Raw genomic sequence first — 24,526 nt, forward strand, 5'->3', positions numbered from 1 at the left:
CGACGGCTGCCACGCGGCCACTGCCACGCGAGCGCTACCGCGCGGCGACCTCGACGTGCTGCGGGTAGAAGGCGACGTGTCCGGCGATCGTGCCGACCGCGTCGTACGGCTTCTCGTACGTCCACACCGCGTCGGTGATCTCGCCGTCCGCGGTCACGAGGGAGTAGTAGGAGGCGTCGCCCTTGTAGGGGCAGTACGTCTGGGACTCGGTGGGGCGCAGGGCGTCGGCCTCGACGTCGGCGAGCGGGATGTACTGCACCGGCGGGTAGTCCGCCTCGCGCAGGGTCAGGGCGTGGGTGGTGTCGGCGATGACCTTGCCCGCGGCCCTGACCACGATGCGCTCCGGGTTCGGCTCGACCGTGATGGGGTGGTCGGGGCCGGGTGTCTTGACCGTGCGTGCCATGGGGGGCTCCGTGAGTAGAACCTGGATGGACCCGAGGTGACCTGGGGGGATCTGCCGCGGTCCGCCTGTCCTGGGCGATACCCACCGAGGGTAGACAGACAGGTCTATACGGGTCAAGGACGGCTGGCGGGTAGTCGCAGATGCGTCGTCCGACGGGACAATCGGACCGCCGACTGGCGCATACTGGTGACAATGACAAAGCCTGATGCAGCGAAGCGCTTTTTGCCCACCAGTCCCTTCAAAGCCCCGGTGGCGCCGCCACCGAAGGAGTTCGCCGTGGGCAATCGGGTCACCCACGATGTGTACGGCCTCGGCCGGGTCACCGGAGTCGAGGAAGGCGTCGCGGTGATCGTCGACTTCGGCTCGCTCCAGAAGCGCATCATGAGCCCGTACACCAAGCTCACCAACCTCTGAGGTTCCAACGGCGTGGGGACCCCGAAGGTTCCTAACGGCGTGGGACCTTGCGGGCCGCCCGCAGCCACTCCTTGTTCATCGCGGTGATCGAGGTCAGCGGGATGCCCTTGGGGCAGGCGGTGGCGCACTCCCCCGTGAGCGTGCAGCCGCCGAATCCCTCCTCGTCCATCCGCGCGACCATGTCGAGGACACGGGTCTCGCGCTCCGGCGCGCCCTGCGGCAGCACGTTGAGGTGGTTGACCTTCGCGGAGGTGAAGAGCATCGCGGAGCCGTTGGGGCAGGCGGCGACGCAGGCGCCGCAGCCGATGCACTCGGCGTGTTCGAACGCGGAGTCGGCGGCGGCCTTGGGTACGGGCGTGGCGTGTGCTTCGGGCGCCGCGCCGGTGGGCACGCTGACGTAGCCGCCGGACTGGATGATCCGGTCGAACGACGAGCGGTCCACGACCAGGTCGCGGACGACGGGGAAGGCGGCGGCCCGCCACGGCTCGACGTCGATGGTGTCGCCGTCCCGGAAGGACCGCATGTGGAGCTGGCAGCTCGTGGTGCGCTCCGGGCCGTGCGCGTCGCCGTTGATCACCAGGCTGCACGCGCCGCAGATGCCCTCACGGCAGTCGTGGTCGAAGGCGACCGGGTCCTCGCCCTCGACGGTGAGCCGTTCGTTGAGCGTGTCGAGCATTTCCAGGAACGACATGTCGGGTGAGACGTCGTCGACCTGGTAGGTGGCCATGGCGCCGGGCGCTTCGGTGTTCTTCTGGCGCCAGACGCGCAGGGTGAGCTTCATGCGTAGCTCCGCTGGGTGGGGTGGACGTAGTCGAAGACGAGGTCTTCCTTGTGCAGGACGGGCGCGCCGCCGGTCCGGGTGAACTCCCACGCGGCGGCGTAGGAGAACTCCTCGTCCCGGCGGGCGGCCTCGCCGTCCGGGGTCTGTGACTCCTCGCGGAAGTGGCCGCCGCAGGACTCGGCGCGGTGCAGCGCGTCGAGGCACATCAGCTCGGCCAGCTCCAGGTAGTCCACGACGCGGTTGGCGCGCTCCAGCGACTGGTTGAACTCCGCGCCGCTGCCCGGCACCTTGATCCGGCGCCAGAATTCGTCCCGGATCTGCGGAATCCGGTCCAGCGCCTTGCGCAGCCCCTCCTCCGTCCTGGCCATCCCGCAGAACTCCCACATCAGCTCGCCGATCTCGCGGTGGAAGGAGTCGGCGGTGCGGTCGCCGTCGACGGCGAGGAGCAGATTGAGCCGGTCCTCGGTCTCCGCGAGGACTTCCTGGACGACGGGGTGTTCGGCGCCGATCTCCTCGCGCCCCGGGTGGCGGGCCAGGTAGTCGTTGATGGTGGCCGGCAGCACGAAGTAGCCGTCGGCCAGGCCCTGCATCAGCGCGGAGGCGCCGAGCCGGTTGGCGCCGTGGTCGGAGAAGTTGGCCTCGCCGATCGCGAAGAGGCCGGGCACGGTGGTCTGGAGGTCGTAGTCCACCCACAGGCCGCCCATCGTGTAGTGCACGGCCGGGTAGATCCGCATCGGGACCTCGTACGGGTCCTCGGCGGTGATCCGCGCGTACATCTCGAAGAGGTTGCCGTACTTCTCCTCGACCGCCCTGCGGCCCATCCGCGCGATGGCGTCGGCGAAGTCCAGGTAGACGCCCTGGCCGCCGGGGCCGACGCCGCGGCCCTCGTCGCAGACGTTCTTCGCGGCGCGGGAGGCGATGTCGCGCGGTACGAGGTTGCCGAAGGAGGGGTAGATCCGCTCCAGGTAGTAGTCGCGCTCGTCCTCGGGGATCTCGCCGGGCGGGCGGGTGTCGCCCTTGGTGCGCGGCACCCAGATCCGGCCGTCGTTGCGCAGCGACTCGCTCATCAGCGTGAGCTTGGACTGGTGGTCGCCGGTGCGCGGGATGCAGGTGGGGTGGATCTGGGTGAAGCAGGGGTTGGCGAAGTACGCGCCGCGCCGGTGCGCCCGCCAGACGGCGGTCGCGTTGGAGTTCATGGCGTTGGTCGACAGGTAGAAGACGTTGCCGTAGCCGCCGGAGGCCAGCACCACGGCGTCCGCGAAGTGGCTGCGGATCTCGCCGGTGATCAGGTCGCGGGCGACGATGCCGCGGGCCCTGCCGTCGATGACGATCAGGTCGAGCATTTCGGTCCGCGGGTGCATCTCGACGTTGCCCGCGGCGATCTGCCGGGACAGCGCCTGGTAGGCGCCGAGCAGCAGTTGCTGGCCGGTCTGGCCGCGGGCGTAGAAGGTGCGGGAGACCTGGACGCCGCCGAAGGAGCGGGTGTCGAGCAGGCCGCCGTACTCACGGGCGAAGGGCACGCCCTGGGCGACGCACTGGTCGATGATCTCCACCGAGATCTGGGCGAGGCGGCGGACGTTGGACTCGCGGGCCCTGAAGTCGCCGCCCTTGACGGTGTCGTAGAAGAGCCGGTGGACGGAGTCGCCGTCGTTGCGGTAGTTCTTCGCGGCGTTGATGCCGCCCTGCGCGGCGATCGAGTGGGCGCGGCGCGGGGAGTCCTGGTAGCAGAACTGCACGACGTGGTAGCCCTGTTCGGCGAGCGTGGCGCCCGCGGAGCCGCCCGCGAGCCCGGTGCCGACGACGATCACGGTGTGCTTGCGGCGGTTGGCGGGGTTGACCAGCTTCGCGGTGAAGCGGCGGGTGTCCCAGCGGTCCTCGATCGGGCCTTCGGGTGCCTTGGTGTCGGCGAGGGGCTCGCCGGTCGCGTACCGCGCGTAGTCGGACGGCGCGGAGCCGGACGGCGCGGGCGCGGCGTCGGTCGCGGCGGTCGTCGCGGAAAGCTCGGGGCTGTCGGGGGTCTCGGGGGTCTCGGGCGTCTCGGGCGTCTCGGGCATGTCAGTCAGCTCACGATTCCGGTCATGACGCCGACGGGTACGGCGATGAAGCCGGCCGTCAGCACCAGTGCGAGTGCGTTCGCGGTGGCCTTGAGCACCCGGTCACGGGTGGCGCTGCCCGCGCCGAGGGTCTGGGCGGCGCTCCAGAAGCCGTGCCTGATGTGCAGGCCGAGGGCGAGCATCGCCACGATGTATATGACGTTGTTCCACCAGTCGTGGAAGGCGGCCACGACGTTCTGGTACGGGTGGCCGGGCACGAAGCCGCGCTGCACGGTGCCGGTGGTCAGGTCGAGGATGTGCCAGACGATGAACAGCAGCAGGATCACGCCGCCCCAGCGCATGGTGCGGGTGGCGTAGCTCGCGCGCGGTCGCGGATGGGCGTAGGCGACCGGCCGGGCGCGCCGGTCGAGGCGGCTGAGCTGGTACGCGCACACGCCGTGCAGCACGACGGCGGCGACCAGCACGACGCGGATGATCCACAGCGCCCACTCGTAGTGCAGGAACGGCTCTCCGATGGTGCGCAGCCAGTGCGCGTACTCGTTGAAGCTGCCGGACCCGAAGAAGATCTTGAGGTTGCCGAACATGTGGACGACCAGGTACAGCAGCATGATCAGGCCGCTCACCGCCATGATCGTCTTCTTGCCGACGGTCGAGCCCCAGACCGTGCGCGCCATCGACGGACGTCGGTCCGTCCGCGTTGCCAGTGCCATGTCCACAGACGTTACGGTCACCGGAGTCGAGTGGTCCAAGACATGATCTGGCTCGTGTCCATAGCCTGGGCCTATCGCCGGGTTATCGTGGGACCCATGCAGTTCCAGCAGCTCGCGTACTTCGTGGCCGTCGCCGACGCCCGGCACTTCACCCGCGCCGCCGAGCGGGTGCATGTCTCGCAGCCGTCGCTGTCCCAGCAGATCCGCGCGCTGGAGACAGAGCTGGGCGCGCCCCTGTTCAGCCGGGCGCGCGGCAACATCGCGCTCACCGACGCCGGGGAGGCGCTGCTGCCGCTGGCCCGGCGGATCCTCGCCGACGCCGAAACCGCCCGCCACGAGGTGCTGGAACTGGCTCAGCTGCGGCGCGGCCGGGTCCGGCTCGGCGCCACCCCGAGCCTGTGCACCGGCCTGCTCCCCGACGTGCTGCGCGTCTTCCACGACCGGCACCCCGGGGTGCGGCTGCTGATCGAGGAGAGCGGGTCGCACGATCTCGTACGGGAGCTGGCGCGCGGCGGCCTCGACCTGGCGCTGGTGGTGCTGCCGCTGCCGAACCCGTCGCCCGCCCTGACCACCGTCGAGCTCTTCCAGGAGGATCTGGTCGTCATCTCCTCGGCCGCGGCCGAGCCGCCGCGCTCACCGGTCAGGATCGCCGACCTCGAAGGCCGCCCGATGGTGATGTTCCGGCACGGCTACGACCTGCGCGACCTGACCCTCGCCGCCTGCCGCTCCGCGGGCTTCGAGCCCTACCTCACCGTCGAGGGCGGCGAGATGGACGCCGTGCTCGGCTTCGTGCGGGCCGGACTCGGTCTGGGCGTCGTCCCCAGCATGGTCGCCGCCCGCGCGGGTCACGACCTGCGGGTCACACCGCTGGCCCGGCCGGGGCTGCGCCGCACCATCGCCCTGGCCCACCGCAGTGACGTGGCTCCGCCACGGGCCGCCCGGGTCCTCCAGGAAGTCCTTCTGACCGCGGCCCACCGGGCGACCTGAAGCCGCGCGGGAGACCTCAGTCCAGCGGGACGGCCGCCAGGGTCAGCGGGCCGCCCGCGCTGCCGGTGTTGAGGGTGCCCGCGGGCTCCAGCATGCCCGCGGGCTCCAGCAGGAGGATGGCGGTCTCCTCGTCGGCGCGGGGGCAGTGCTCGACGCCCTCGGGGACGACGTACAGCTCACCGGGGCCGAGGACGACGTCGCCGTCGCGGAGCTGGATGGTGAGACGGCCGCTGACGACCAGGAACAGCTCGTCGGTGTCCTCGGGGACGGCCGTCGGAACCGCTGCCCGGGTCCGCTGCCCAGGTCGCCGTCAGTGCGTCCTGATCGCCGGGTCGCTCACGCCGGGGCGGCCCGTCTCGACGTGGCCCGCGAAGCGCCGCAGGAACGCGCCGTCGTGGTCGGCGACCACCGTGAGGTCGTACCAGCGCTTGCCCGCGCGGACGTCGACCGAGTGCGTCTCGCGGCGCCCGGCGCGGACCACGTACGTGTGGTGGCGGCCGTCGTAGGAGTTGGTGACCGTGAGCCGGACGTCGCGGCGGCCGGAGTTGCTCATGGTCAGCTCCACCCGTTCGCTCGCGGCGTCGTGACGGGCCGTCACCTCCGCGCCGGATGTGGCGACCGCGCCGCGGAAGGCGCGCAGGAAGCCGTTGGGGCCGTGCACGGTGAGGTCGTAGCCGCCGCCGGTCGCGGCCGTATCCCAGGCGCCGGAGAGCTTCTTGCCCGCCTCGGTGGTGTACGTCCACGGGCCGTCGGCGCGGTCCGCGGCGGTGACGTGGAAGCAGACGCCCGCGGCGACACCGCCGCCGAAGGTGAGGGTGACCAGGCCGGTGGACGGCGTGACGGCCGCGTCGACCAGCGGCGCGTACGGCAGCGGGCGGGTCGGCCGGGCGCCGCGCTCCTGCGTGGGCACGGCCTGGCGGGCGGGCGGCACCGGGACGTAGCTGTCGTGCCGGTCGCCGTCCGGCGGCCGGTAGCCGTCGGTGCCGGGCAGGTGCGGGGGCCGGTCCCGCGTGAGCTTGAAGTCGAAGGCGGAGGTCAGATCGCCGCAGACGGTACGCCGCCAGGGCGAGATGTTGGGCTCGTGCACGCCGAAGCGGCGCTCCATGAAGCGGATGATCGAGGTGTGGTCGAAGACCTCGGAGCAGACGTAGCCGCCGGTGCTCCAGGGCGAGACCACCAGCATCGGGACGCGCTGGCCGAGCCCGTACGCGCCGGCCGCGTAGGTGCCGTTGCCCGGGAAGATCTCACCCCGCGTGCTGACGGTGGAGGCGCCGCCGTCCGCGGTGAGCGGGGCGAAGGGCGGGACGACGTGGTCGAAGTACCCGTCGTTCTCGTCGTAGGTGATGAACAGCGCGGTCCTGCTCCACACCTCGGGGTTGGTGGTGAGCGCGTCCAGGACCTGCGAGATGTACCAGGCGCCGTAGTTCGCGGGCCAGTTGGGGTGCTCCGAGAACGCCTCGGGCGCGGCGATCCAGGAGATCTGCGGCAGCCTGCCCGCCGAGACGTCGGCCTTGAGCACGTCGAAGAAGCCGTCGCCCGCCTTGGCGTCGGTTCCGGTGCGGGCCTTCTCGTAGAGCGCGTCGCCGGGCTTGGCGTTGCGGTAATTGTCGAAGTAGAGCAGGGAGTTGTCCCCGTAGTTGCCGCGGTAGGCGTCCGGGATCCAGCCCCAGGAGTGGTCACCGTCCAGGCCGTCGCCGATGTCCTGGTAGACCTTCCAGGAGATCTTCGCCTTCTCCAGCCGCTCCGGGTACGTCGTCCAGTCGTACCCGGCCTCGGAGTTGTCGAGCACCGGGCCGTTGCCCCTGCCGTCGTTGCCCGTGTATCCCGACCACATGTAGTAGCGGTTGGGGTCGGTGCCGCCGGTGAACGAGCAGTGGTACGCGTCGCAGACGGTGAATGCGTCGGCGAGCGCGTAGTGGAACGGGATGTCGCCGCGCGTCAGGTGCGCCATCGTGCCGGTGCCCTTGGCGGGGATCCACTGGTCGTACTTACCGTCGTTGACGGCGGCGTGGCTGCCGATCCACTCGTGGTTGAGGCCCTCGATGAACTGGAGTCCGAGGTCGTCCACGTCCGGGTGGAAGGGCAGCACCTCCTTGTCGCCGTCCGGCTGGTGGAACACCGACTTGCCGTTGGGCAGGGACACCGGGCGCGGGTCGCCGAAGCCGCGGACCCCCTTCATCGCGCCGAAGTAGTGGTCGAAGGACCGGTTCTCCTGCATCAGGACGACGATGTGGTCGATGTCCTTGAGGGTGCCGGTCCTGCGGCTGGCCGGGATCGCGGCGGCGCGGGCGATGCTGCTGGACAGGGCGGTGAAGCCCGCGGTGGCACCGGCTATCTGGAGGAACCGCCGCCGGTTGAGTTCAGACATGGATCCGAGGACCTCTTCGCGGTAGGGGGATGCGCGCAGTGCAGGGTCCTCCCACAGCAGCGACCACAGGCGACCTGCCGGTGTCCGGCGCGTGACAGCGGGCGGTACGCGTCACGAACAGGCCCGGCGCACACGGCCGTTCGCCCGACGAGGGGCGGGGCCCTCGCCGCGCCCGGCGGGTCACAGGATTCCGCCGCGTGTGCGACAGGCGGCGTTCAACTGGCCGTCGCCGACGGGCGGGAGCCTTCGGAGGTTCGTGTCGCGAGACCCCGCACCGCACCAAGGAGCAACGATGGTCGCACAGATGGAGACACCGGGTCCGTCAGGAGACCGCCTCAGCCGCCGTACGGCCGTCGGCCTGCTCGGCACCGCCGGTGTCGGCGCGGTCGCGGCGCCGCTGCTGACCGCGGGCCCCGCGTCCGCCGCCGCGCCGTCCCCGTCCGGCACACCCGCGAGCGCCGCCCCCGCCTTCCACCCCACGCCCGACGCGAGCGGCGCGTCCCCGGTGCAGGGGCTGCACCTCACCTTCGGCAGGGACCCCGGCAGCCAGATGGTGGTGTCCTGGCTGACCGACGGCCCGGTCAAGCGCCCGCGGGTGCGGTACGGCACGATCAGCCACGGTCTGGGATCGGTCGCCTCGGCGCGGACCCGCTCCTACAGCGACGGCAAGTCCGGCCGGGTCGTGTACGTGCACCACGCCGCGATCGACCGGCTCTCGCCCGGCACCGAGTACCTGTACCTGGTGTCGCACGACGGCGCCGCGCCGGACAGCGGCACCTTCAGGACCGCGCCGCGCGGCCGTCAGCCGCTGACCTTCACCAGCTTCGGCGACCAGTCGGCGCCGCAGGTCACCTGGACCAGCACCGGCGCGGTGGGCCTCGACGCCAACTCCACGCCCGCCACCAAGGACATCGTCACCGGCATCGAGCAGGTCGCGCCGCTGTTCCACCTGCTCAACGGCGACCTGTGCTACGCGAATCTGGACGTCGACCGGGTCCGCACCTGGAACAACTTCTTCACCAACAACAGCCGTTCGGCGCGCTTCCGGCCGTGGATGCCCGCCGCGGGCAACCACGAGATCGAGTCCGCGAACGGCCCGCTCGGCCTCGGCGCGTACCAGACGTACTTCCAGCTCCCGTCGACCGAGAGCGACCGCGAACTGGCCAACCTCTGGTACGCGTTCACCGCCGGTTCGGTGCGGGTGATCGTGCTCCAGAACGACGACAACTGCCTCCAGGACGGCGGCGACGTCTACATCAACGGCTACTCCGGCGGCCGTCAACTCGCCTTCCTGGAGAAGGAGTTGCGGACGGCGCGGGCCGACCGCGACATCGACTGGGTGGTCGTCGCCATGCACCAGGTGATGGTCAGCTCGACGGACGCCAACGGCGCCGACCTGGGCCTGCGCGAGAAGTACGGGCCGCTGTTCGACCGCTACGGCGTCGACCTGGTGGTCTGCGGCCACGAGCACAACTACGAGCGGTCGCTGGCCGTCCGCGGTGTGGTCGGCGGCAGCGAGACGCTGACGCCGAACCCGGTGTCGCACGCCACCGACGACATCGACACCGGTCTCGGCACCGTGCACATGGTGCTCGGCGGCGGCGGGGTCTCGGGCACGACCAACCAGTCGTTCTTCAAGGACGGCACCGGCAAGGTCATCACCGCGGTCTCCTCGGCGCCCGGCTCCAACGGCAAGCGGACGGCCACGTACGTGCGGGAGCAGGCGGTCTGGGCGGGCGTGCGCGATGTCGACCACCCCTACGGCTTCGCGGCGTTCACCGTCGATCCGGGCCGTCACGCGGGCGACACCACGCGGATGCACGTCACGTACTACAACGTGAACAAGCCGAACGGCGAGCTGTCGGTCTTCGAGACGTTCACGCTGCACCGCAAGCGGTCGGACGGCGGCCGGCACTGAGGTCGCGCGCTGTTCCCGGGCGGCCGGGCGCGTGCCCGGCCGCCCCCACGATCACTGTTGACCAATAGCAGTCCACTGCATACCTTTGCGGGCACGAGAGAAGGGACGGTGCCCGCAGGTGCCCATCGAAACCGGCTTGGAGACCTCGGCGGTACGCGTAGCGCACCTCGGTTACGGACTCGGCGGCGCACCCGCGGTCGTGGCGGTCCTGCCCGACGGAAGGGCCCCGCGGCGCGTGCAGTTGCTCGGCGCCGACGGCGGCTCGCTGCACGAGCTGGAACCCGGCCCGCTGGAGTCCGTGCCCGGCTGGCACGGCGGTCCCTTCGCCCGGGTGCCGCTGCCCACCGGCCTCGCGCCCGGCCGGTATGCGGTCCGCCTGGTCGACGGCCGCGGCCGCACCTGTGTCTCGGACGACTTCGAGGTGGCCGCCGACCGGCTCCAGCGGCAGACGATGTCCGACGTGCTGGCGTACTTCAAGGCGATGCGCTCCAGCGGCGAGATCGACCGCAAGGACCGGCGCGCCGCGCTGTGGGGCGACGACAGCGGCCGGGAGGTCGACGCGCGCGGCGGCTGGCTCGACGCGAGCGGCGACACCAGCAAATTCCTCAGCCACCTCACGTACACCCGCACCATGAGTCCGCAGCAGATCCCGCTGTGCGCGTGGGCCATGATGGCCGCGCGGGACGCGGTCGCCGAGCGACACCCGCTGCTGGTCCGCTCGTTGAGCGCGCGGCTGCGCGACGAGGCGCTGTGGGGCGCCGACTTCCTGGTCCGCTTCCGCTCCCCCGAGGGTTACTTCTACACCGGAATCTTCGACGCGCTCACCAAGCGGCTCGAAGAACGCGTCGTGACGGCGCCGCTCCCGGAGTGCGTGCGCACCGACCGCTACCAGGCCGCGTACCGGCACGGCGGCGGCCTGGCCATCGCGGCCCTCGCCCGCGCCTCGACCCTGGACGACCACGGCGACTTCACCGGACCCGAGTACCTGGCGGCGGCCGTCGAGGGCTTCACGCACCTCGAGGCGCACAACACCGAATACGTCGTCGGCGGGGCCGAGACGGTCCTCGACGACTACACGGCGCTGCTGGCCGCCTGCGAGCTGGTCGCGGCGGGCGGCGGTACGGTCCCGGCCGCGGCGCGGGACGCGGCCCGGCTGCGCGTACGGTCGCTGCTGGCGCGGTACGTACGGCCCGCGCACGGCCCCGGCTGGTTCGGAGCGGACGCCGAGGGGCGGCCGTTCTTCCACGCCGCCGAGGCCGGGCTGCCCGCGCTCGCCCTCGCCCGCTTCGCCGCCGTGCTGCCGGACGCGCCCGAGGCCGGGGCCGCGAGCGCGCTCGCCCTGGAGGCCGTGCTCGACACCGTGGCCAGGACCCGTTCGGTGCCGAATCCCTTCGGCTATCCCCGACAGCGCGTGCAGCCCGCGGGGGGCACACCGCGCGACGCCTTCTTCTTCCCGCACGACAACGAGACCGGCTACTGGTGGCAGGGCGAGAACGCCACCATCGCCTCGCTGGCCGCCGCCGCGAACACCTGCGCCGACCTGCCCGGCACGGCGCAGGCCGACCGCGACCTGCTGCTCGGCTTCGCCGACGACCAGCTCGCCTGGATCACCGGCCGCAACCCCTTCGACGTCTCGATGCTGCACGGCCGCGGCCGTCACAATGTCGACTACGAGTCGGACTTCCCCAACATCCCCGGCGGCATCGTCAACGGCATCACCTCCGGCTGGACCGACGAGGACGACATCGCCTTCCTTCCCGCCGACGCCCCCGAGGCCGAGGGCTGGCGCTGGGCCGAGCAGTGGATCCCGCACACCGGCTGGTTCCTGCTGGCGGTGGCGTCGGCCCGCTGAGGAAACGGCCGGGGCGGCGGTGTCCGGACCGGTGCGGCGGCCTCGCGGGAAGCCTCGCGGAACCCCGCGTCAGACCGCCGACGCTCCCGGCCGCTCGGGCGGCGCGTCCGGGAGCGTCACCGTGAAAGAGGTGTCGCCCGGCTCGCTGGTGAGGGTGACCGTGCCGCCGTGGGCCGCGGCGACCGCCGTGACGATGGCCAGGCCCAGACCGGCGCCGTGGCCGGCGGCGGGGCCGGCGGCGGGGTCGGCGCGCCGGTCGTCGGCGCGGTGGTGGTCGGCGCGGGCGAAGCGTTCGAAGACGGTGCGCTGGATGGCGGGCGGGACACCGCCGCCGTTGTCCGCGACGGTGAGGACGGTCGCGGCGCCGTCGTGGCGCAGCCGTACCGTGACGCGGGTCCCCTCGCGGGTGTGCACACGGGCGTTGGTCAGCAGATTCCCGGTGATCTGCTGGAGCCGGGCGGCGTCGCCGGTGACGGTGACCGGTTCGGCGGGCAGGTCCAGCAGCCAGCGGTGGCCGGGGCCCGCGGCCCTGGCATCGTCGACCGCGTCGAGGACGAGGCGCGTCAGGTCGACCGGCTCACGGGCCAGCGGGCGGCCCGCGTCGAGCCGCGCGAGCAGCAGCAGGTCGTCGACCATACCGCCCATCCGCGCGGACTCCGCCGCGATCCGGTCCAGTGCCCGCGTCACACCGGGCGGTACCGGGCCGGGGTGCCGCTGCGCGAGCTCCGCGTGGCCGCGGATCGCGGCGACCGGGGTGCGCAGTTCGTGGCTGGCGTCGGCGGCGAAGCGCCGCAGCCGTTCCTCGCTGGCGTGCCGGGTGGTCAGCGCGCCCTCGACATGTCCGAGCATGCGGTTGAAGGCCGCGCCGACCTGCCCGACCTCGGTCCCGGGGTCGGTGTCGGGCACGCGGTCGGGCAGCGCCACCTCTCCGCTGTCCAGCGGCAGCGCGGTCACCGAGGCGGCGGTCGCGGCCACCCGGCGCAGCGGTCGCAGCGACCAGCGCACCCAGAAGGCGCCCGCGGCCCCCGCCACGACCAGCGCGCCGCCGAAGACGGCCGCCTCCACCGCGATCAGCCGCGTCTCGGCGTCCTCGATGCCCTGCCGGGGCAGCCCGGTGATCAGGACGTCCCCGTCGTCGCCCGCCACCGCTTTGACCTGGTAGTCGCCGAGCGAGGACAGATCGACCCGGTGGCAGTGGCCGTCGACGGGGACCGCCGCGAGGGCGGTCCGGTCGTCGGGGGTCAGCCGTACCGTGGTGTCCGTGCCCGCGCGGACCACGGCGGCGGCCGTGACCCGGCCTTTGAGCAGCCGCGCCCCGAAGGTGCCGCGCGCCTGGCGGCGGGTGTCCACATGGACGTTGTCCGCGTCCGGCTCCCCCGCGCCGTGCGCGTGTTCCAGGCTGGCGGGGAACGCGCCCCCGGCCTCCGAGAGCTGCTGGTCGAGCCGTTCGCCGAGGAAGGACCGCAGTGCGACGACCGCCGCGATGCCCACGGCGGCGCAGCTCAGCGCGAGCAGCACCACGAGGCCGCAGGTGAGCCGGGCGCGCAGCGTGCGCGGTACGAGGACCCGCGACGCGAGAGCGAGCGGCGTGGAGCGACGGCCGGTGCGCGGCGACGGCCGCCTCACCACGGCGGCGCCTTCAGCAGGTAGCCCGCGCCGCGCACCGTGTGGATCATCGGCTCGCGCCCGCTGTCGATCTTGCGGCGCAGGTAGCTGATGTACAGCTCGACCACATGCGCCTGGCCGCCGAAGTCGTACGACCACACGCGGTCGAGGATCTGCGCCTTGCTCAGTACCCGGCGCGGATTGCGCATCAGATACCGCAGCAGCTCGAACTCGGTCGGGGACAGCTCGACGACCGCCCCGCCGCGCGTCACCTCCCGCGCGTCCTCGTCCATGACGAGATCGCCGACGGTGAGGACGGCCGCGTCGCCGCGCGCCCTGGTCATGCCCGCCCGGCGCAGCAGTCCGCGCAGCCTGGCCAGCAGTTCCTCCAGGCTGAACGGCTTGGTGACGTAGTCGTCGCCGCCCGCCGTGATGCCCGCGATCCGGTCCTCGACGGAGTCGCGCGCGGTGAGGAACAGCACGCACACCTCGGGCTGGCTCGCGCGGAGCCGGCGCAGTACGGACAGGCCGTCGCCGTCGGGAAGCATCACGTCGAGCACGACCGCGTCGGGACGGAAGGCCCGCGCCTCGGCGACCGCGGAGGCGACGTCACCGGCGGTGCGCACCTGCCAGCCCTCGTAGGCGAGGACACCGGACAGCACTTCGGCGAGGTCGGGTTCGTCGTCCACGACGAGGACCCGGACCGGGGAGCCGTCCGGGTGGGCGAGGGGGTGCGGTGCCGCGCTGTCTGTGATGTCCATGGTCCTTCCAGCATCGCCCGGCGGGCGGTCGCGCGGCGAGGGCGGGCGCCTCTGCGTTCCCTGTGAGTCCTGTGGGTCGTGTGAGTCCTGTCGCCGATCGGTGAGCGAGCCGCCCGCGCGGCGCCGTCACCACGGGTCCCGCGGGCCGCCGTGAGCCTCTGGATCACCTGTGAGTCCGCGGCCGGGGCGCCGATTCAGAGCTGGCTCAGAGGTTCCGCCCGCACAGTGGCAAGCGTACGACCAGGAAGGGAACCACCGTGAGCGGCAAAACATGAGCGGCACCCACAGCCCCCGCACCACCGCGCGGCACGCGGTGACGTATCCCGGCAGGCGGTCACCGGCCGTCGTGGTGCTGGCCCTGGGCTGGGCGGGCGCGGCGGCGGTGATCGCGCTGTGGTGGCAGGACACGTCGTCGGTCGTCGGCCCCGCGGGCTGGCTGATCGGCGCGGGCCGGATCGCCGGGCTGCTGACCGGTTACTGCTGCGCGCTGCTGGTCGGCCTGATGGCCCGGATTCCCGCCCTTGAGCAGGGGGCGGGCAGCGACCGGGTGGCGCGCTGGCACGCGATGGCCGGGCGCTACACCGTCTGCCTGCTGATCGCGCACATCACGCTGATCCTGTGGGGTTACGCGGCGCAGGCGCACGCCTCGGTGCTCGGCGAGACATGGACGGTGGTGTTCACCTATCCGGACATGCTCAAGGGCACGATCGGCGGTCTGCTCCTGCTGGTCGTCGGAGCGGTGTCGGTACGCGCGGTACGCCGCAAGGTCCGCTACGAGACCTGGTACTACCTGCACCTGCTGACGTATCTGGCGATCTTCCTGGCCTTCTGGCACCAGCTCGCGCTCGGCGCGGACTTCGCGGGCGGCACGGTCGCGCGCGGGCTCTGGTACGCGCTGTACCTCGGTGTCGCGGCGGCGGCGCTCTGGTACCGGGTGCTGGTGCCGCAGCGGCTGAATCTGCGGCACCGGCTGCGGGTGGCGTCGGTGGTACGGGAGGCGCCGGGGGTGGTGTCGGTGCTCATACGCGGCCGGCGGCTGCCCGAACTGGCGGCGCGGCCGGGGCAGTTCCTGCGCTGGCGGTTCCTGACGCCCGGCCTGTGGTGGACGGCCAGCCCGTACTCGCTGTCCGCCGCGCCGCGTCCCGACCTGCTCCGGATCACCGTGAAGGCGGTGGGCGAGCACAGTACGGCGCTGGCCGGACTGCGGCCCGGCACCCGGATCTGGGCCGAGGGACCGTACGGCGCGCTGACCGCGGAGCGCAGGACCCGGCAGAAGGTGCTGCTGCTCGCGGGCGGGGTCGGGGTGACCCCGCTGCGGGCGCTGTTCGAGTCGCTGCCCGCGGGGCCCGGCGACCTGACGCTGGTCTACCGGGCGCGCACCGAGGCCGATCTGGCGCTGCGCGGCGAACTGGAGCGGATCGCCGCCGTGCGCGGCGCCCGTCTACACTTCGCGGTCAACGCGCCCGACGGCCGGCGGCCCGTCCTCAGCGCGGACACCCTGCGCGCCACGCTGCCGGACATCGCGCGGCACGACGTGTTCCTGTGCGGGCCGCCCGGAATGGCGCGGGCGTCGTTCGAGGCGCTGCGCGCGGCGGGTGTCCCGGCCCGCCACATCCATCACGAGTCCTTCGAACTGTGAGCCGTGCCGTGAACCATGCCGTGAGCCGTGCCGTGAGCCGTGCCGTGAACCATGTCGTGAGCCAGATGGTGAACCGAGGTGAGAGCCGTCCATGAGCGCCTTTCCCGCGCGCCCTTTGCGGCGCGTCCTGTTGAGCACCCTGGCCACCGTCGCCGGTGTGGTGCTGCTGCTGACCCTCAAGCCGCACACGACGGCGGGCGCGGGTGACGTGGCCGCGGGCTCCGCGGCCCCCGCACCGGCGCCGTCCGCGACGTCGGGGACGTCCGGCTCCTCCAACGGCCCGTCCAGCGGTTCCTCCAACGGCTCGTCCAGCGGTTCCTCCAACGGCCCGTCCAACGGCTCGTCCTCGAAGGGGACTTCGGGCACCAGGACGGTCGACGGCGACACCGCGCAGACCCGCTACGGTCCCGTCCAGCTCCGGCTCACCCTCACCGGCGGCAGGATCACCGCGGTGAAGGCCGTTCAGTTGCCGAACGACAATCCCAGGGACGGTGAGATCTCCGGCTTCGCGATCCCGCAGCTCACCCAGGAGACGCTGGCCGCGCAGAGCGCGAAGATCGACACCGTGTCCGGGGCGACGTACACCAGCGAGGGGTATGTGCGGTCGCTCCAGAGCGCGTTGGACAAGGCGGGGGTCTGACCGTGTCCGACACGCGGGCCCGGCCGCGCCGGGTGGAACACACGATGGGCACGGTCTTCTCCTTCGACGTGCGGGGCGGCGGCGACCGTGTGGCGGCGGCGCTGCACGCGGCGGCGGCCTGGCTGCACCATGTCGACGAGGTCTTCTCCACCTACCGCCCCGACAGCCAAATCAGCCGGCTCGCCGCCGGCACGCTCACACTGTCGGCCTGCTCCCCCGACGTGCGGGAGGTGCTGGCGCTGTGCGAGACGGCCGGACGGCTCAGTCACGGCTGGTTCAGTACCGGGTACGCGGGCGGCTTCGACCCGACCGGGCTGGTGAAGGGGTGGGCGGTGGAGCGGGCCGTCGCCATGCTGGCCTCCGCGGGCGCCGACGCGGTGTGCCTCAACGGCGGGGGCGACGTACAGGTGTACGGCGGCCCCTGGCGGATCGGTGTCGCCGACCCGCTGCGGCCGGGCGCGCTGGTCCGCGTGGTGCACACCGACGGCGAACTGGCCGTCGCCACCTCGGGTCCCGCCGAGCGCGGCTGCCACATCCTGGACCCCTTCACCCATCAGCCGCCCGCCCCCGCGCTCGCCTCCCTCACCGTGGTCTGCCGCGGCCTGACCGACGCGGACGCCCGCGCCACCGCCGGCTACGCGATGGGTCCCGCCCGCGCCCGCCGCTGGCTCGAATCCCTCCCCGACACCGAGGGCTTCGCGGTCGCGGCGGACGGCGCCACATGGCAGACCGCCGGTTACGGCGTGACCACCGCCGCCCACACACCCTGAACCCCCGCTGTGTGGGCCGCGCCCATGCCCGGCCGCCGGATCGGCCCCTATCCTGCTCGGGCCGTACGGGACGGCGCGAGCGGATCGCGGGAGCGCACATGCGGGAATTCGAGGATGTCGGCGTCGAGGTGCCGGGCGGACGGCTGGCGGTACGGCGCTGGCCGGGCCCGGCGGGCGGCCCTGTGGTGCTGGCGCTGCACGGGATCGCCAGCAACGGCCTGGCCTGGGCGCAGGTCGCCGAAGCGCTCGACGGGGTCGAGATCCTGGCGCCCGACCTGCGCGGGCGCGGGCTCAGCCGGGAGGTGGCGGGCGCCTGTTCGATGGCCCGGCACGCCGACGACATGCTCGCCGTGCTCGACCGCTTCGGCGTCGAACGGGCGGTGCTGGCCGGGCACTCCATGGGCGGCTACGCGGCGTGCGTCGCCGCGCGCCGCGATCCGGGGCGCTACTGCGAACTCGTGCTGGTCGACGGCGGCTTGGGCTTCCCCGTACCCGCGGGCGTGGACATCGACGCGGTGCTGCACGCCGTGGTCGGACCCGCGATGCGCAAGCTGGAGATGGAGTTCGCCGACCGCGCCGCTTACCACGCCTTCTGGGCGGAGCACCCGGCGTTCAGCACGCTCGGCGGGCCGCTGCTCGCCGCATATCTCGACCGCGATCTCACCGGCGAGGCACCGCACTTGAGGTCGGCGTGCCGGGCGGACGCGATCCGCGAGGACGCGGCGGACGAGCTGCGCAACCCGGACGTCTTCGCCGCGATCCACGAAATCACCGTCCCCACGCGGCTGTTGTGGGCCGAGCGGGGGCTGTCGGACGAGCCGACCGGGCTGTACGCGCCCCAGGTGATCGCGGCGAGCGGCCTGGTGGCGCAGGGGATCGCCCTGCACTTCGTGCCAGGCGTCAACCACTACTCGGTGCTGCTCGGCGAGCCCGGCGCCCGCCTGGTGGCCGGGCACCTGACGGACGCGGTACGGCGCACGGCGGCAGCGGCCCGGAGCTGATCCTCCGGGCCACGGCCCGTACGGCGCGGGGCGGTCAGCCCCGCGCCACCGCGTCCGGCACCAGCAGGTCCGCCCCGGTCGCCGCCCGTACCTCCTCCACGCCGACGCCGGGGGCCAGTTCGGCCAGCCGCAGTCCTTCGGGGGTGACGTCGAGGACCGCGAGGTCGGTGATCACGCGGTGCACGACGCGGCGGCCGGTGGCGGGCAGGGTCAGTTCCCCGACGATCTTCGGGGAGCCGTCCTTGGCGGTGTGTTCCATGACCACCACGATCCGGCGGGCGCCGTGCACGAGGTCCATGGCCCCGCCCATGCCCTTGACCATCTTGCCGGGGATCATCCAGTTCGCCAGGTCACCGCGGGCGGAGACCTGCATGGCGCCGAGCACCGACACGTCGATCCGGCCGGAGCGCACCATGCCGAAGGAGGCGGCGGAGTCGAAGTACGCGGCGCCGGGTGCCACGGTGACCGTCTCCTTGCCCGCGTTGATCAGGTCGGGGTGCTCGTCGCCGTCGTACGGGTAGGGGCCGACGCCCAGGACGCCGTTCTCCGAGTGCAGCACCACCTGGGTCCCGGCGGGCAGGTGGCCGGGGACGAGCGTGGGCAGGCCGATGCCGAGGTTCACGTACTGGCCGTCGCGCAGTTCGCGGGCGGCGCGGGCGGCGAGTTGGTCGCGGTCGAGTGGCACGGTCAGTTCTCCCGGTCGGAGGTGGCGTGGGCGGTACGGACGGTGCGTCGCTCGACGCGTTTGTCGGTCGGATCGGCGGCCACGACGCGGTCGACGTACACACCGGGCAGGTGGACGGCGTCCGGCGGCAACTCGCCCGGTTCCACGATGCGTTCGGCCTCCACCAGGGTGATCCGGCCGGCCATCGCGCACAGCGGGTTGAAGTTGCGGGCGGCGGCGTGGAAGGCGCAGTTGCCGTGCCGGTCGGCGACGGCCGCCCGGACCAGCGCGAAGTCGGCGGTGATGGCCTCCTCCAGCAGATGGCGTACGCCGCCGAAGTCCCGTACCTCCTTGGGCGGCGAGGCGACCGCGACCGTGCCGTCCGCCGCGTACCGCCAGGGCAGGCCGCCCTCCTCGACCTGGGTGCCGGCGCCCGCCGGGGTGTAGAAGGCCGGGATGCCGCAGCCGCCCGCGCGCAGCCGTTCCGCGAGGGTGCCCTGCGGGGTGAGTTCCACCTCCAGCTCGCCCGTCAGATAGCGCCGGGCGAACTCCTTGTTCTCGCCGACGTACGAGGAGGTCGCCCGCGAGATCCGGCCGAGTCCGAGCAGCAGGCCGAGTCCCCAGTCGTCCACTCCGCAGTTGTTGGAGACGACCCGCAGATCCGTCGGGCCCGCCGCGGCGAGCGCCGCGATCAGCTCCGACGGGATGCCGCACAGGCCGAATCCGCCGACGGCGAGTGTCGCGCCGTCCGGGATGTCCGCCACTACGCGGGCGGCCGAGGCCACCACCTTGTCCATGCGTCCGCCTTCCCCGCAGGGGTCATCGAGGGTGTGTCGAGCGTGAGTTGAGGGTGCGCCGGGCCGCCGTGCCGGGCGTGATCCGGCCCCTGGCGCCCGTCCTGTCACCTTTGCGACGGCGCAGCGGCGCCGCCATGGTCCCTGTCGACATGGCGCGCGGGGAAGGAGCGTGTGCCGCCCACATGTCCGGTTCGGCGGGGCGCTTCTACGGTTTGCGCAACAATCCACCTCCCCGGGAGCCGGTCGCCATGCGTCGCAGCACATCGAGCACCAACAGATCGAGCCGAGCGAGCCGTTCGAGCGAACCGGCCGCGTCCCGTCGGCCGCGCCCGACGAACGGGCCGGGCGCCTTCCGTACGCGGACCGTACCGGCGCTGGCCGTGCTGACCGCGGGTGTGCTGCTCGCCGGATGCAGCGCCGCGGGGACGGCGGGCAGCGCCAAGTCCTCCGACGGCACGAGCGACTCGGCGGTCAAGGTGGGCCTGGTCTACTCGCGCAGCGGGCCGCTGGCCGCCTACGGCAAGCAGTATCTGGACGGCTTCAACGCCGGTCTGGCGTACGCCACTCACGGCAAGGGCACGGCGGGCGGCCACCGGATCGAGGTGGTCGAGCAGGACGACGCGGGCGACCCCGCGAAGGCCGTCGCCGCGGCCAAGACCCTGATCGGCAAGGGCACGCACATCATCGCGGGCACCACCGACTCGGGCGTGGCGCTCCAACTGGCCCCGCTGGCCGCCCAGAACAAGGTGCTGTACATCGCGGGACCCGCCGCCACCGACGCGTTGACCGGCGTGAACGCGTACACCTTCCGCTCCGGCAGGCAGTCGTACCAGGACATCCTCACCGCCGGGTCGCTGCTGGGCGACTCCAAGGGCAAGAGGGTCACCGTGCTGACCCAGAACTCCGCCTTCGGGCAGGCGAATGTCACCGCCGTGAAGGAGGTGCTGGGCGGGCAGGGCGCGACCGTGGACTCGGTGCTGGCGCCGCCGAGCGCGGGCGATCTGACGCCGTTCGCGCAGCAGGTCAAGTCGAAGAAGCCGGATCTGGTCTTCGTCGCCTGGGCCGGGGCCAGCGCGCCCGCGCTGTGGACGGCGCTCGACCAGCAGGGCGTGGTGACCTCGACCAAGGTCGTGACGGGCCTGGCGGGCACCGCCTCGTACCCGCTGTTCGGCGCGGCCGGGTCCAAGATCTCCTTCCTCGCGCACTACTTCCCCGGCGCAGCGCACAACGCGGTGGAGACGGCGATGCTCGACGGCATCATTAAGGCGGGCGGCACGCCCGACCTGTTCAGCCCGGACGGCTTCACCGCCGCGCAGATGATCGTGCACGCGGTGGAGGCGGGCGGCGCGGACAGCCCGACCGCGATGGCGAAGGCGCTGGAGGGCTGGTCGTTCGAGGGCCCCAAGGGCGACGAGCAGATCAGGGCGGTGGACCACGCGCTGCTCCAGCCGATGTTCACGGCGAAGCTGAACGGCACGGGCGCCGCCGCGAAGCCGGAGCTGATCAGCAGGCTGCCCAAGGACGCGGTGAACCCGCCCTCGAAGCAGATGGCGGGCTGACCGGTGACGAGCACGGCCCCGGTACTCCGGTTGCGTGACGTGGGCTGGTCGGTCGGCGGCGCGACCATCGTGGACGAGGTGTCCTTCGAGGTGCGCGAGGGCGAGTTCCTGGCCTTCATCGGTCCCAACGGCGCGGGAAAGACGTCCCTGTTCAACCTGATCAGCGGTCTCGTACCGGCCAGTCGGGGGTCCATCGGGCTCGACGGCGCGGACATCACCGCAGAGAGCGTCCCGGCCAGGGCGCGGCGCGGGCTGGGGCGGACGTTCCAGACGTCCAGTCTGTGGCCCGGAATGACGGTCGCCGACCATGTGCGGCTGGCCGCCCAGGCGGCGGGCGGCGGCTCGTACCGGATCTGGCGGCGCGCCGCGGGATACGCGCGGCAGGTCGGGCAGGTGCTGGAGCGCACGGGGCTCGGGCACCGCGCCGAGGCGCTGTCGAGCGCGCTGTCGCACGGCGAGAAACGGAAGCTGGAGCTGGCGGTGCTGCTGGTCGGCGAGCCGCGCGTGATGCTGCTCGACGAGCCGATGGCCGGGGTCAGCGCCGAGGAGGTGCCGGCCCTGACCGCGCTGATCCGCTCGCTGCACCGCGACGAGGGCCGCACGGTCCTGATGGTCGAGCACCACATGGACGTGCTGCTCGGCCTGGCCGACCGGCTCGCGGTGATGCACCACGGCACCCTGCTCGCGCTCGACACCCCGCAGGCCGTCACGGCCGACGCCACCGTGCAGCGGGCCTATCTCGGGGAGGCGCTGTGACCGTCGAACCCCTGTTGGCCGTACGGGACTTGAAGGTCGTCATCGGCGGCCGTCACATCCTGCACGGCGTGGACCTCGACGTCGCCGCGAGCGGGGTGACCGCGCTGCTCGGCCGCAACGGCGCGGGCAAGACCACGACGGTGCGCGGCGTGCTGGGCCTGGTGCCGCGCACCGGCAGCGTGCGCTTCGCCGGTCAGGAGACGGTACGGCTCGCCACGCACGCCCTGGTGCGGCGCGGGATCGGCTACGCGCCGGAGGACCGCGGGGTCTTCGCGGCACTGACCGTCGCGGAGAATCTGCGGCTGGCCGAGCGGCGCGGCGCGGGCGAGCCCGCCTACGCGCTGGTGCACGAGCTGTTCCCCGAGCTGCGGCAGCGGGCGGCGCAGCGCGCGGGAACGCTGTCCGGCGGGCAGCAGCAGATGGTCGCGATCGGCCGCACTCTGCTCAACGGCAACCGGCTGATCATCGCCGACGAGCCCACCAAGGGCCTGGCGCCGAAGGTCGTCACCGAGGTGGCGCGGGTGCTGGAGCGGGCCGCGCAGGCGGTGCCGGTGCTGCTGGTCGAGCAGAATCTGGCGATGGTACGGCGGCTCGCCGAGCACTGCGTGGTGCTGGCGGACGGCAGGACCGCGCACCGCGGCCCCGCCGCCGACCTGCTCGCCGATCCCGAGGCGACCCGCAGGCTGCTGGGCGTCGGACGCAAGGGCGCGGACGCGCACGTGAGAGAGGCAGAGGCCGTGTCATCCGATCCCGCCAGGGAATCCGCCACCGACGCCGCCGGGACGCACGTCCAGGCCGCGGCCGGGTCGTACCCACCGCCGTCCGCGGCGCGGGAGGCGGGCGCCTGATGTCGACCGTCGTGCTGCTCTCGGCCACCGGCCTCGGCCTCGGCGCCCTGTACTTCCTGGTGGCCTCCGGCCTCTCCCTGATCTTCGGCCTGATGGACGTGCTGAACTTCGCGCACGGCGCGCTGCTGTCCATCGGCGCGTACGGCACCTGGTGGGCCGCCTCCGGGCATCTGCCGGGCGCGGGCTCCGGCGGATTCGGCTTCGTCCTCGCCGTCGCCTTCGGCACCGCTGTGGGCACCGTCGCCGCGATGGTGCTCGAACTCGCCCTGATCCGCCCGTTGTACGAACGGCCGCGCGAGCAGGTCCTCGCCACCGTCGGGGTGGGGCTCGCGGTGCCCGCGCTGCTGTCGGCGATCTGGGGCGCCGACGCGCGCACCTTCCCCGGACCCGCGGCCCTGTCCGGCACCTTCGGACTGTTCGGCGCGCGCGTCCCCGTCAACCGGCTGGTGCTGATCGGCGCCGCGGTGCTCGTCCTGCTGGCGCTGCGGCTGTTCCTCGGCCGCACCCGGCACGGCCTCGTCGTCAGGGCCGGGGTCGAGGACCGGGCGATGGTCACCGCGCTCGGCATCGACGTCCGGCGCGCCTTCACCCTGGTCTTCGCGATCGGCGGGGCCGCGGCGGCGCTCGGCGGCGCGCTGGGCGGGCTGTACTACGGCTCGGTCGACCCGGGCCAGGGCACCTCGCTGCTGATCTTCGCCTTCGTCGTGGTCGTCATGGGCGGCATGGGGTCGGTGTCGGGCGCCGCGCTCGCGGCCGTCGGCGTGGGCCTCGTCCAGCAGTTCGCCAACTACTACACCGCGTCGGGGCTCGGCGATCTCGCGGTCGTCGTCCTGCTCGCGGCGCTGCTGCTGCTCCGGCCGCACGGCGCCACCGGGAGGCTCGCATGACCACCGCCACCCCGACCCGCGAGGAGCCGCGCGTCCAGGCGGCGCCCGCGCCGGCCGGACAACTGCGCCGGGTCACCCGCTGGTGGCCCGCCGCCGCCCTGGCCGCGCTGCTCGCGGCCCCGTACAGCTCGCTGCCGCTGCCGGGCCTGCTCGACGGGCCGATCGGCAGCGCGGGCAGCCTTCAACTCCTCGCGCTGTGCCTGGTGTTCGGCGCGCTCGCGACCGGATACGACCTGCTGCTCGGCCGTACGGGCCTGCTCTCGTTCGGCCACGCGCTGTACTTCGCCGCGGGCTCGTACGCCACCGACGTCATCATGATCGAGGCCGGGCTGCCGTTCGGCGCCGCCGCCGTGCTGGGGCTGCTCTTCGGGATCGCGCTGGCCGCGCTGCTGGGCTCGGTGTCGCTGCGGGTGAGCGGGATCGCCTTCTCGATGGTCACACTCGCGTTCGCGCAGGCCGGTTCGATCCTGGTGGAGCGCGACCCGGGCGGGGTGACCGGCGGCGAGGAGGGCCGGGCGGTGCCCGCGGACAGGCTGCCCGCGTCACTCGTCGGCATCGAGCACACCGTCAATCTCTACTGGATCGCGCTCGCCTACCTCGTGGTGACCGTCGCCGTCGTGCACTGGGCGGTCCGCTCCCCCACCGGGCGGGTCTGGGAGGGCATCAAGGAGAACGAGCGCCGGGTGGAGGTGCTGGGCCTGCGGCCGTACGGCTTCAAGCTGACGGCCTTCGTGCTGGCGGGCGCGCTGGCCGCGGTCGGCGGCATCGTCCATCTGCTGCTGACCGGCGGCGCCACCCCGCAGACCACCACCTCCGACTTCACCTTGTCGCTGCTGGTGATGGTCGTCCTCGGCGGCTCCGGCTCGCGCTGGGGCCCGCTGATCGGCGGGGTCCTCTACACCTGGGCCGACCACCGGCTCGGCGACCTCGCGGGCTCCGGCTCGGTCGCCGGTCTGCCCTCGGTCCTGCGGGTCCCGCTCTCCCAGCCCCTGTTCCTGCTCGGCACGTTGTTCGTCGTGGTCGTCTACCTGCTGCCCGGCGGCGTGGCCCGCCTGCCGCAACGGCTGCGCGCGGCGGCGCGGAAGAGGAGCTGACCGGGAGGCGGTCCCGGC

General features: G+C 72.9%; 23 protein-coding genes. 13 read left to right on the forward strand and 10 right to left on the reverse strand.

Going from position 1 to position 24,526, the window contains the following annotated elements:
- Window positions 1–34: 34 nt before the first annotated feature.
- The gene (locus tag ACIOC1_RS13930) at window positions 35–403 is read right to left on the reverse strand and encodes a DUF427 domain-containing protein (protein WP_355346023.1); all 369 of its coding nucleotides are present in this window, start codon (window positions 401–403) and stop codon (window positions 35–37) included.
- 192 nt (window positions 404–595) lie between these two features.
- Here ACIOC1_RS13930 and ACIOC1_RS13935 point away from each other — a divergent pair, with 192 nt between their 5' ends.
- The gene (locus ACIOC1_RS13935) at window positions 596–817 is read left to right on the forward strand and encodes a hypothetical protein (protein ID WP_188282053.1); all 222 of its coding nucleotides are present in this window, start codon (window positions 596–598) and stop codon (window positions 815–817) included.
- A 31-nt stretch (window positions 818–848) separates the two neighbouring features.
- Here ACIOC1_RS13935 and ACIOC1_RS13940 read toward each other — a convergent pair whose 3' ends face one another.
- Genes ACIOC1_RS13940 through ACIOC1_RS13950 form a run of 3 tightly spaced genes read right to left on the reverse strand, consistent with a single transcriptional unit; the run spans window position 849 to window position 4,362 of the window.
- Window positions 849–1,598 carry a succinate dehydrogenase/fumarate reductase iron-sulfur subunit gene (locus ACIOC1_RS13940; protein ID WP_355346019.1) on the reverse strand — a complete coding sequence of 250 codons (750 nt, stop codon included), beginning with the start codon at window positions 1,596–1,598 and terminating at the stop codon, window positions 849–851.
- Window positions 1,595–3,652 (reverse strand): fumarate reductase/succinate dehydrogenase flavoprotein subunit, encoded by a 2,058-nt coding sequence (locus ACIOC1_RS13945; RefSeq protein WP_401854151.1) that lies wholly within the window; start codon window positions 3,650–3,652, stop codon window positions 1,595–1,597. The genes ACIOC1_RS13940 and ACIOC1_RS13945 overlap by 4 nt, the downstream gene beginning before the upstream one ends.
- Before the next feature lie 5 nt (window positions 3,653–3,657).
- Window positions 3,658–4,362: a succinate dehydrogenase cytochrome b subunit gene (locus tag ACIOC1_RS13950; RefSeq protein ID WP_355346013.1), complete on the reverse strand. Its 705-nt coding sequence runs from the start codon at window positions 4,360–4,362 to the stop codon at window positions 3,658–3,660.
- A gap of 96 nt (window positions 4,363–4,458) precedes the next feature.
- On the opposite strand from ACIOC1_RS13950, the gene ACIOC1_RS13955 reads away from it, so the two are divergent.
- Window positions 4,459–5,349: a LysR family transcriptional regulator gene (locus ACIOC1_RS13955; protein ID WP_401854155.1), complete on the forward strand. Its 891-nt coding sequence runs from the start codon at window positions 4,459–4,461 to the stop codon at window positions 5,347–5,349.
- A gap of 16 nt (window positions 5,350–5,365) precedes the next feature.
- Here the strand turns inward: ACIOC1_RS13955 and ACIOC1_RS13960 are convergent, their stop codons facing one another.
- Window positions 5,366–5,596, reverse strand: coding sequence for a cupin domain-containing protein (locus tag ACIOC1_RS13960; RefSeq protein ID WP_401854290.1), 231 nt, complete (start codon window positions 5,594–5,596; stop codon window positions 5,366–5,368).
- Between the two features lie 63 nt (window positions 5,597–5,659).
- Window positions 5,660–7,717: a phosphocholine-specific phospholipase C gene (locus tag ACIOC1_RS13965; protein ID WP_401854157.1), complete on the reverse strand. Its 2,058-nt coding sequence runs from the start codon at window positions 7,715–7,717 to the stop codon at window positions 5,660–5,662.
- Window positions 7,718–8,009: 292 nt separating this feature from the next.
- Here ACIOC1_RS13965 and ACIOC1_RS13970 point away from each other — a divergent pair, with 292 nt between their 5' ends.
- On the forward strand, window positions 8,010–9,635 hold the full coding sequence (locus ACIOC1_RS13970; protein WP_401854160.1) for a purple acid phosphatase family protein: 1,626 nt from the start codon (window positions 8,010–8,012) through the stop codon (window positions 9,633–9,635).
- A gap of 118 nt (window positions 9,636–9,753) precedes the next feature.
- Window positions 9,754–11,487 (forward strand): glycoside hydrolase family 9 protein, encoded by a 1,734-nt coding sequence (locus ACIOC1_RS13975; RefSeq protein ID WP_401854162.1) that lies wholly within the window; start codon window positions 9,754–9,756, stop codon window positions 11,485–11,487.
- A 69-nt stretch (window positions 11,488–11,556) separates the two neighbouring features.
- Here ACIOC1_RS13975 and ACIOC1_RS13980 read toward each other — a convergent pair whose 3' ends face one another.
- Both ACIOC1_RS13980 and ACIOC1_RS13985 read right to left on the reverse strand, forming a co-directional pair.
- A complete protein-coding gene (locus ACIOC1_RS13980; RefSeq protein ID WP_401854293.1) occupies window positions 11,557–13,035 on the reverse strand; it encodes a sensor histidine kinase in 1,479 nt (492 codons plus the stop codon).
- Window positions 13,036–13,109: 74 nt separating this feature from the next.
- Window positions 13,110–13,853, reverse strand: coding sequence for a response regulator transcription factor (locus tag ACIOC1_RS13985; protein ID WP_355345998.1), 744 nt, complete (start codon window positions 13,851–13,853; stop codon window positions 13,110–13,112).
- 271 nt (window positions 13,854–14,124) lie between these two features.
- Between ACIOC1_RS13985 and ACIOC1_RS13990 the strand changes: the two genes are divergently transcribed.
- From ACIOC1_RS13990 to ACIOC1_RS14005, 4 genes are all read left to right on the forward strand, one after another.
- A complete protein-coding gene (locus tag ACIOC1_RS13990; protein WP_401854164.1) occupies window positions 14,125–15,492 on the forward strand; it encodes a ferric reductase-like transmembrane domain-containing protein in 1,368 nt (455 codons plus the stop codon).
- 91 nt (window positions 15,493–15,583) lie between these two features.
- Window positions 15,584–16,132: an FMN-binding protein gene (locus tag ACIOC1_RS13995; RefSeq protein WP_401854166.1), complete on the forward strand. Its 549-nt coding sequence runs from the start codon at window positions 15,584–15,586 to the stop codon at window positions 16,130–16,132.
- A gap of 44 nt (window positions 16,133–16,176) precedes the next feature.
- Window positions 16,177–16,902: an FAD:protein FMN transferase gene (locus ACIOC1_RS14000; protein ID WP_391045656.1), complete on the forward strand. Its 726-nt coding sequence runs from the start codon at window positions 16,177–16,179 to the stop codon at window positions 16,900–16,902.
- Window positions 16,903–17,000: 98 nt separating this feature from the next.
- Window positions 17,001–17,903 carry an alpha/beta fold hydrolase gene (locus tag ACIOC1_RS14005; RefSeq protein WP_401854169.1) on the forward strand — a complete coding sequence of 301 codons (903 nt, stop codon included), beginning with the start codon at window positions 17,001–17,003 and terminating at the stop codon, window positions 17,901–17,903.
- 34 nt (window positions 17,904–17,937) lie between these two features.
- Here ACIOC1_RS14005 and ACIOC1_RS14010 read toward each other — a convergent pair whose 3' ends face one another.
- The gene (locus tag ACIOC1_RS14010) at window positions 17,938–18,588 is read right to left on the reverse strand and encodes a CoA transferase subunit B (protein ID WP_401854171.1); all 651 of its coding nucleotides are present in this window, start codon (window positions 18,586–18,588) and stop codon (window positions 17,938–17,940) included.
- Window positions 18,589–18,590: 2 nt separating this feature from the next.
- Complete coding sequence (locus tag ACIOC1_RS14015) at window positions 18,591–19,364, reverse strand: CoA transferase subunit A (protein ID WP_401854172.1); 774 nt, start codon at window positions 19,362–19,364, stop codon at window positions 18,591–18,593.
- 248 nt (window positions 19,365–19,612) lie between these two features.
- Between ACIOC1_RS14015 and ACIOC1_RS14020 the strand changes: the two genes are divergently transcribed.
- Genes ACIOC1_RS14020 through ACIOC1_RS14040 form a run of 5 tightly spaced genes read left to right on the forward strand, consistent with a single transcriptional unit; the run spans window position 19,613 to window position 24,508 of the window.
- Window positions 19,613–20,923: a substrate-binding domain-containing protein gene (locus tag ACIOC1_RS14020; RefSeq protein ID WP_401854174.1), complete on the forward strand. Its 1,311-nt coding sequence runs from the start codon at window positions 19,613–19,615 to the stop codon at window positions 20,921–20,923.
- A 3-nt stretch (window positions 20,924–20,926) separates the two neighbouring features.
- Window positions 20,927–21,679 carry an ATP-binding cassette domain-containing protein gene (locus ACIOC1_RS14025; protein WP_391162146.1) on the forward strand — a complete coding sequence of 251 codons (753 nt, stop codon included), beginning with the start codon at window positions 20,927–20,929 and terminating at the stop codon, window positions 21,677–21,679.
- Window positions 21,676–22,527 (forward strand): ABC transporter ATP-binding protein, encoded by an 852-nt coding sequence (locus ACIOC1_RS14030; protein ID WP_401854177.1) that lies wholly within the window; start codon window positions 21,676–21,678, stop codon window positions 22,525–22,527. The genes ACIOC1_RS14025 and ACIOC1_RS14030 overlap by 4 nt, the downstream gene beginning before the upstream one ends.
- Entirely contained in the window at window positions 22,527–23,414 is an 888-nt protein-coding gene (locus ACIOC1_RS14035) for a branched-chain amino acid ABC transporter permease (RefSeq protein ID WP_401854179.1), read from the forward strand. Before ACIOC1_RS14030 ends, ACIOC1_RS14035 begins: the two co-directional genes overlap by 1 nt.
- A complete protein-coding gene (locus ACIOC1_RS14040) occupies window positions 23,411–24,508 on the forward strand; it encodes a branched-chain amino acid ABC transporter permease (protein ID WP_401854181.1) in 1,098 nt (365 codons plus the stop codon). The genes ACIOC1_RS14035 and ACIOC1_RS14040 overlap by 4 nt, the downstream gene beginning before the upstream one ends.
- The last annotated feature ends 18 nt before the right edge of the window (window positions 24,509–24,526 follow it).

This window comes from Streptomyces sp. NPDC088197, from assembly GCF_044741185.1.
Classification (GTDB): domain Bacteria; phylum Actinomycetota; class Actinomycetes; order Streptomycetales; family Streptomycetaceae; genus Actinacidiphila.

What these genes read in the sequence shown, in the direction of transcription:
- ACIOC1_RS13945 (WP_401854151.1), bottom strand. Translation starts at nt 3,652, where the DNA reads ATGCCCGAGACGCCCGAGACGCCCGAGACCCCCGAGACCCCCGACAGC.
- ACIOC1_RS14035 (WP_401854179.1), top strand. Translation starts at nt 22,527, where the DNA reads ATGTCGACCGTCGTGCTGCTCTCGGCCACCGGCCTCGGCCTCGGCGCC.
- ACIOC1_RS14000 (WP_391045656.1), top strand. Translation starts at nt 16,177, where the DNA reads ATGGGCACGGTCTTCTCCTTCGACGTGCGGGGCGGCGGCGACCGTGTG.
- ACIOC1_RS14020 (WP_401854174.1), top strand. Translation starts at nt 19,613, where the DNA reads ATGCGTCGCAGCACATCGAGCACCAACAGATCGAGCCGAGCGAGCCGT.
- ACIOC1_RS14005 (WP_401854169.1), top strand. Translation starts at nt 17,001, where the DNA reads ATGCGGGAATTCGAGGATGTCGGCGTCGAGGTGCCGGGCGGACGGCTG.
- ACIOC1_RS13970 (WP_401854160.1), top strand. Translation starts at nt 8,010, where the DNA reads ATGGTCGCACAGATGGAGACACCGGGTCCGTCAGGAGACCGCCTCAGC.
- ACIOC1_RS13930 (WP_355346023.1), bottom strand. Translation starts at nt 403, where the DNA reads ATGGCACGCACGGTCAAGACACCCGGCCCCGACCACCCCATCACGGTC.
- ACIOC1_RS14040 (WP_401854181.1), top strand. Translation starts at nt 23,411, where the DNA reads ATGACCACCGCCACCCCGACCCGCGAGGAGCCGCGCGTCCAGGCGGCG.
- ACIOC1_RS14015 (WP_401854172.1), bottom strand. Translation starts at nt 19,364, where the DNA reads ATGGACAAGGTGGTGGCCTCGGCCGCCCGCGTAGTGGCGGACATCCCG.
- ACIOC1_RS13965 (WP_401854157.1), bottom strand. Translation starts at nt 7,717, where the DNA reads ATGTCTGAACTCAACCGGCGGCGGTTCCTCCAGATAGCCGGTGCCACC.
- ACIOC1_RS13990 (WP_401854164.1), top strand. Translation starts at nt 14,125, where the DNA reads ATGAGCGGCACCCACAGCCCCCGCACCACCGCGCGGCACGCGGTGACG.
- ACIOC1_RS13935 (WP_188282053.1), top strand. Translation starts at nt 596, where the DNA reads ATGACAAAGCCTGATGCAGCGAAGCGCTTTTTGCCCACCAGTCCCTTC.
- ACIOC1_RS13955 (WP_401854155.1), top strand. Translation starts at nt 4,459, where the DNA reads ATGCAGTTCCAGCAGCTCGCGTACTTCGTGGCCGTCGCCGACGCCCGG.
- ACIOC1_RS13985 (WP_355345998.1), bottom strand. Translation starts at nt 13,853, where the DNA reads ATGGACATCACAGACAGCGCGGCACCGCACCCCCTCGCCCACCCGGAC.
- ACIOC1_RS13995 (WP_401854166.1), top strand. Translation starts at nt 15,584, where the DNA reads ATGAGCGCCTTTCCCGCGCGCCCTTTGCGGCGCGTCCTGTTGAGCACC.
- ACIOC1_RS13940 (WP_355346019.1), bottom strand. Translation starts at nt 1,598, where the DNA reads ATGAAGCTCACCCTGCGCGTCTGGCGCCAGAAGAACACCGAAGCGCCC.
- ACIOC1_RS13950 (WP_355346013.1), bottom strand. Translation starts at nt 4,362, where the DNA reads ATGGCACTGGCAACGCGGACGGACCGACGTCCGTCGATGGCGCGCACG.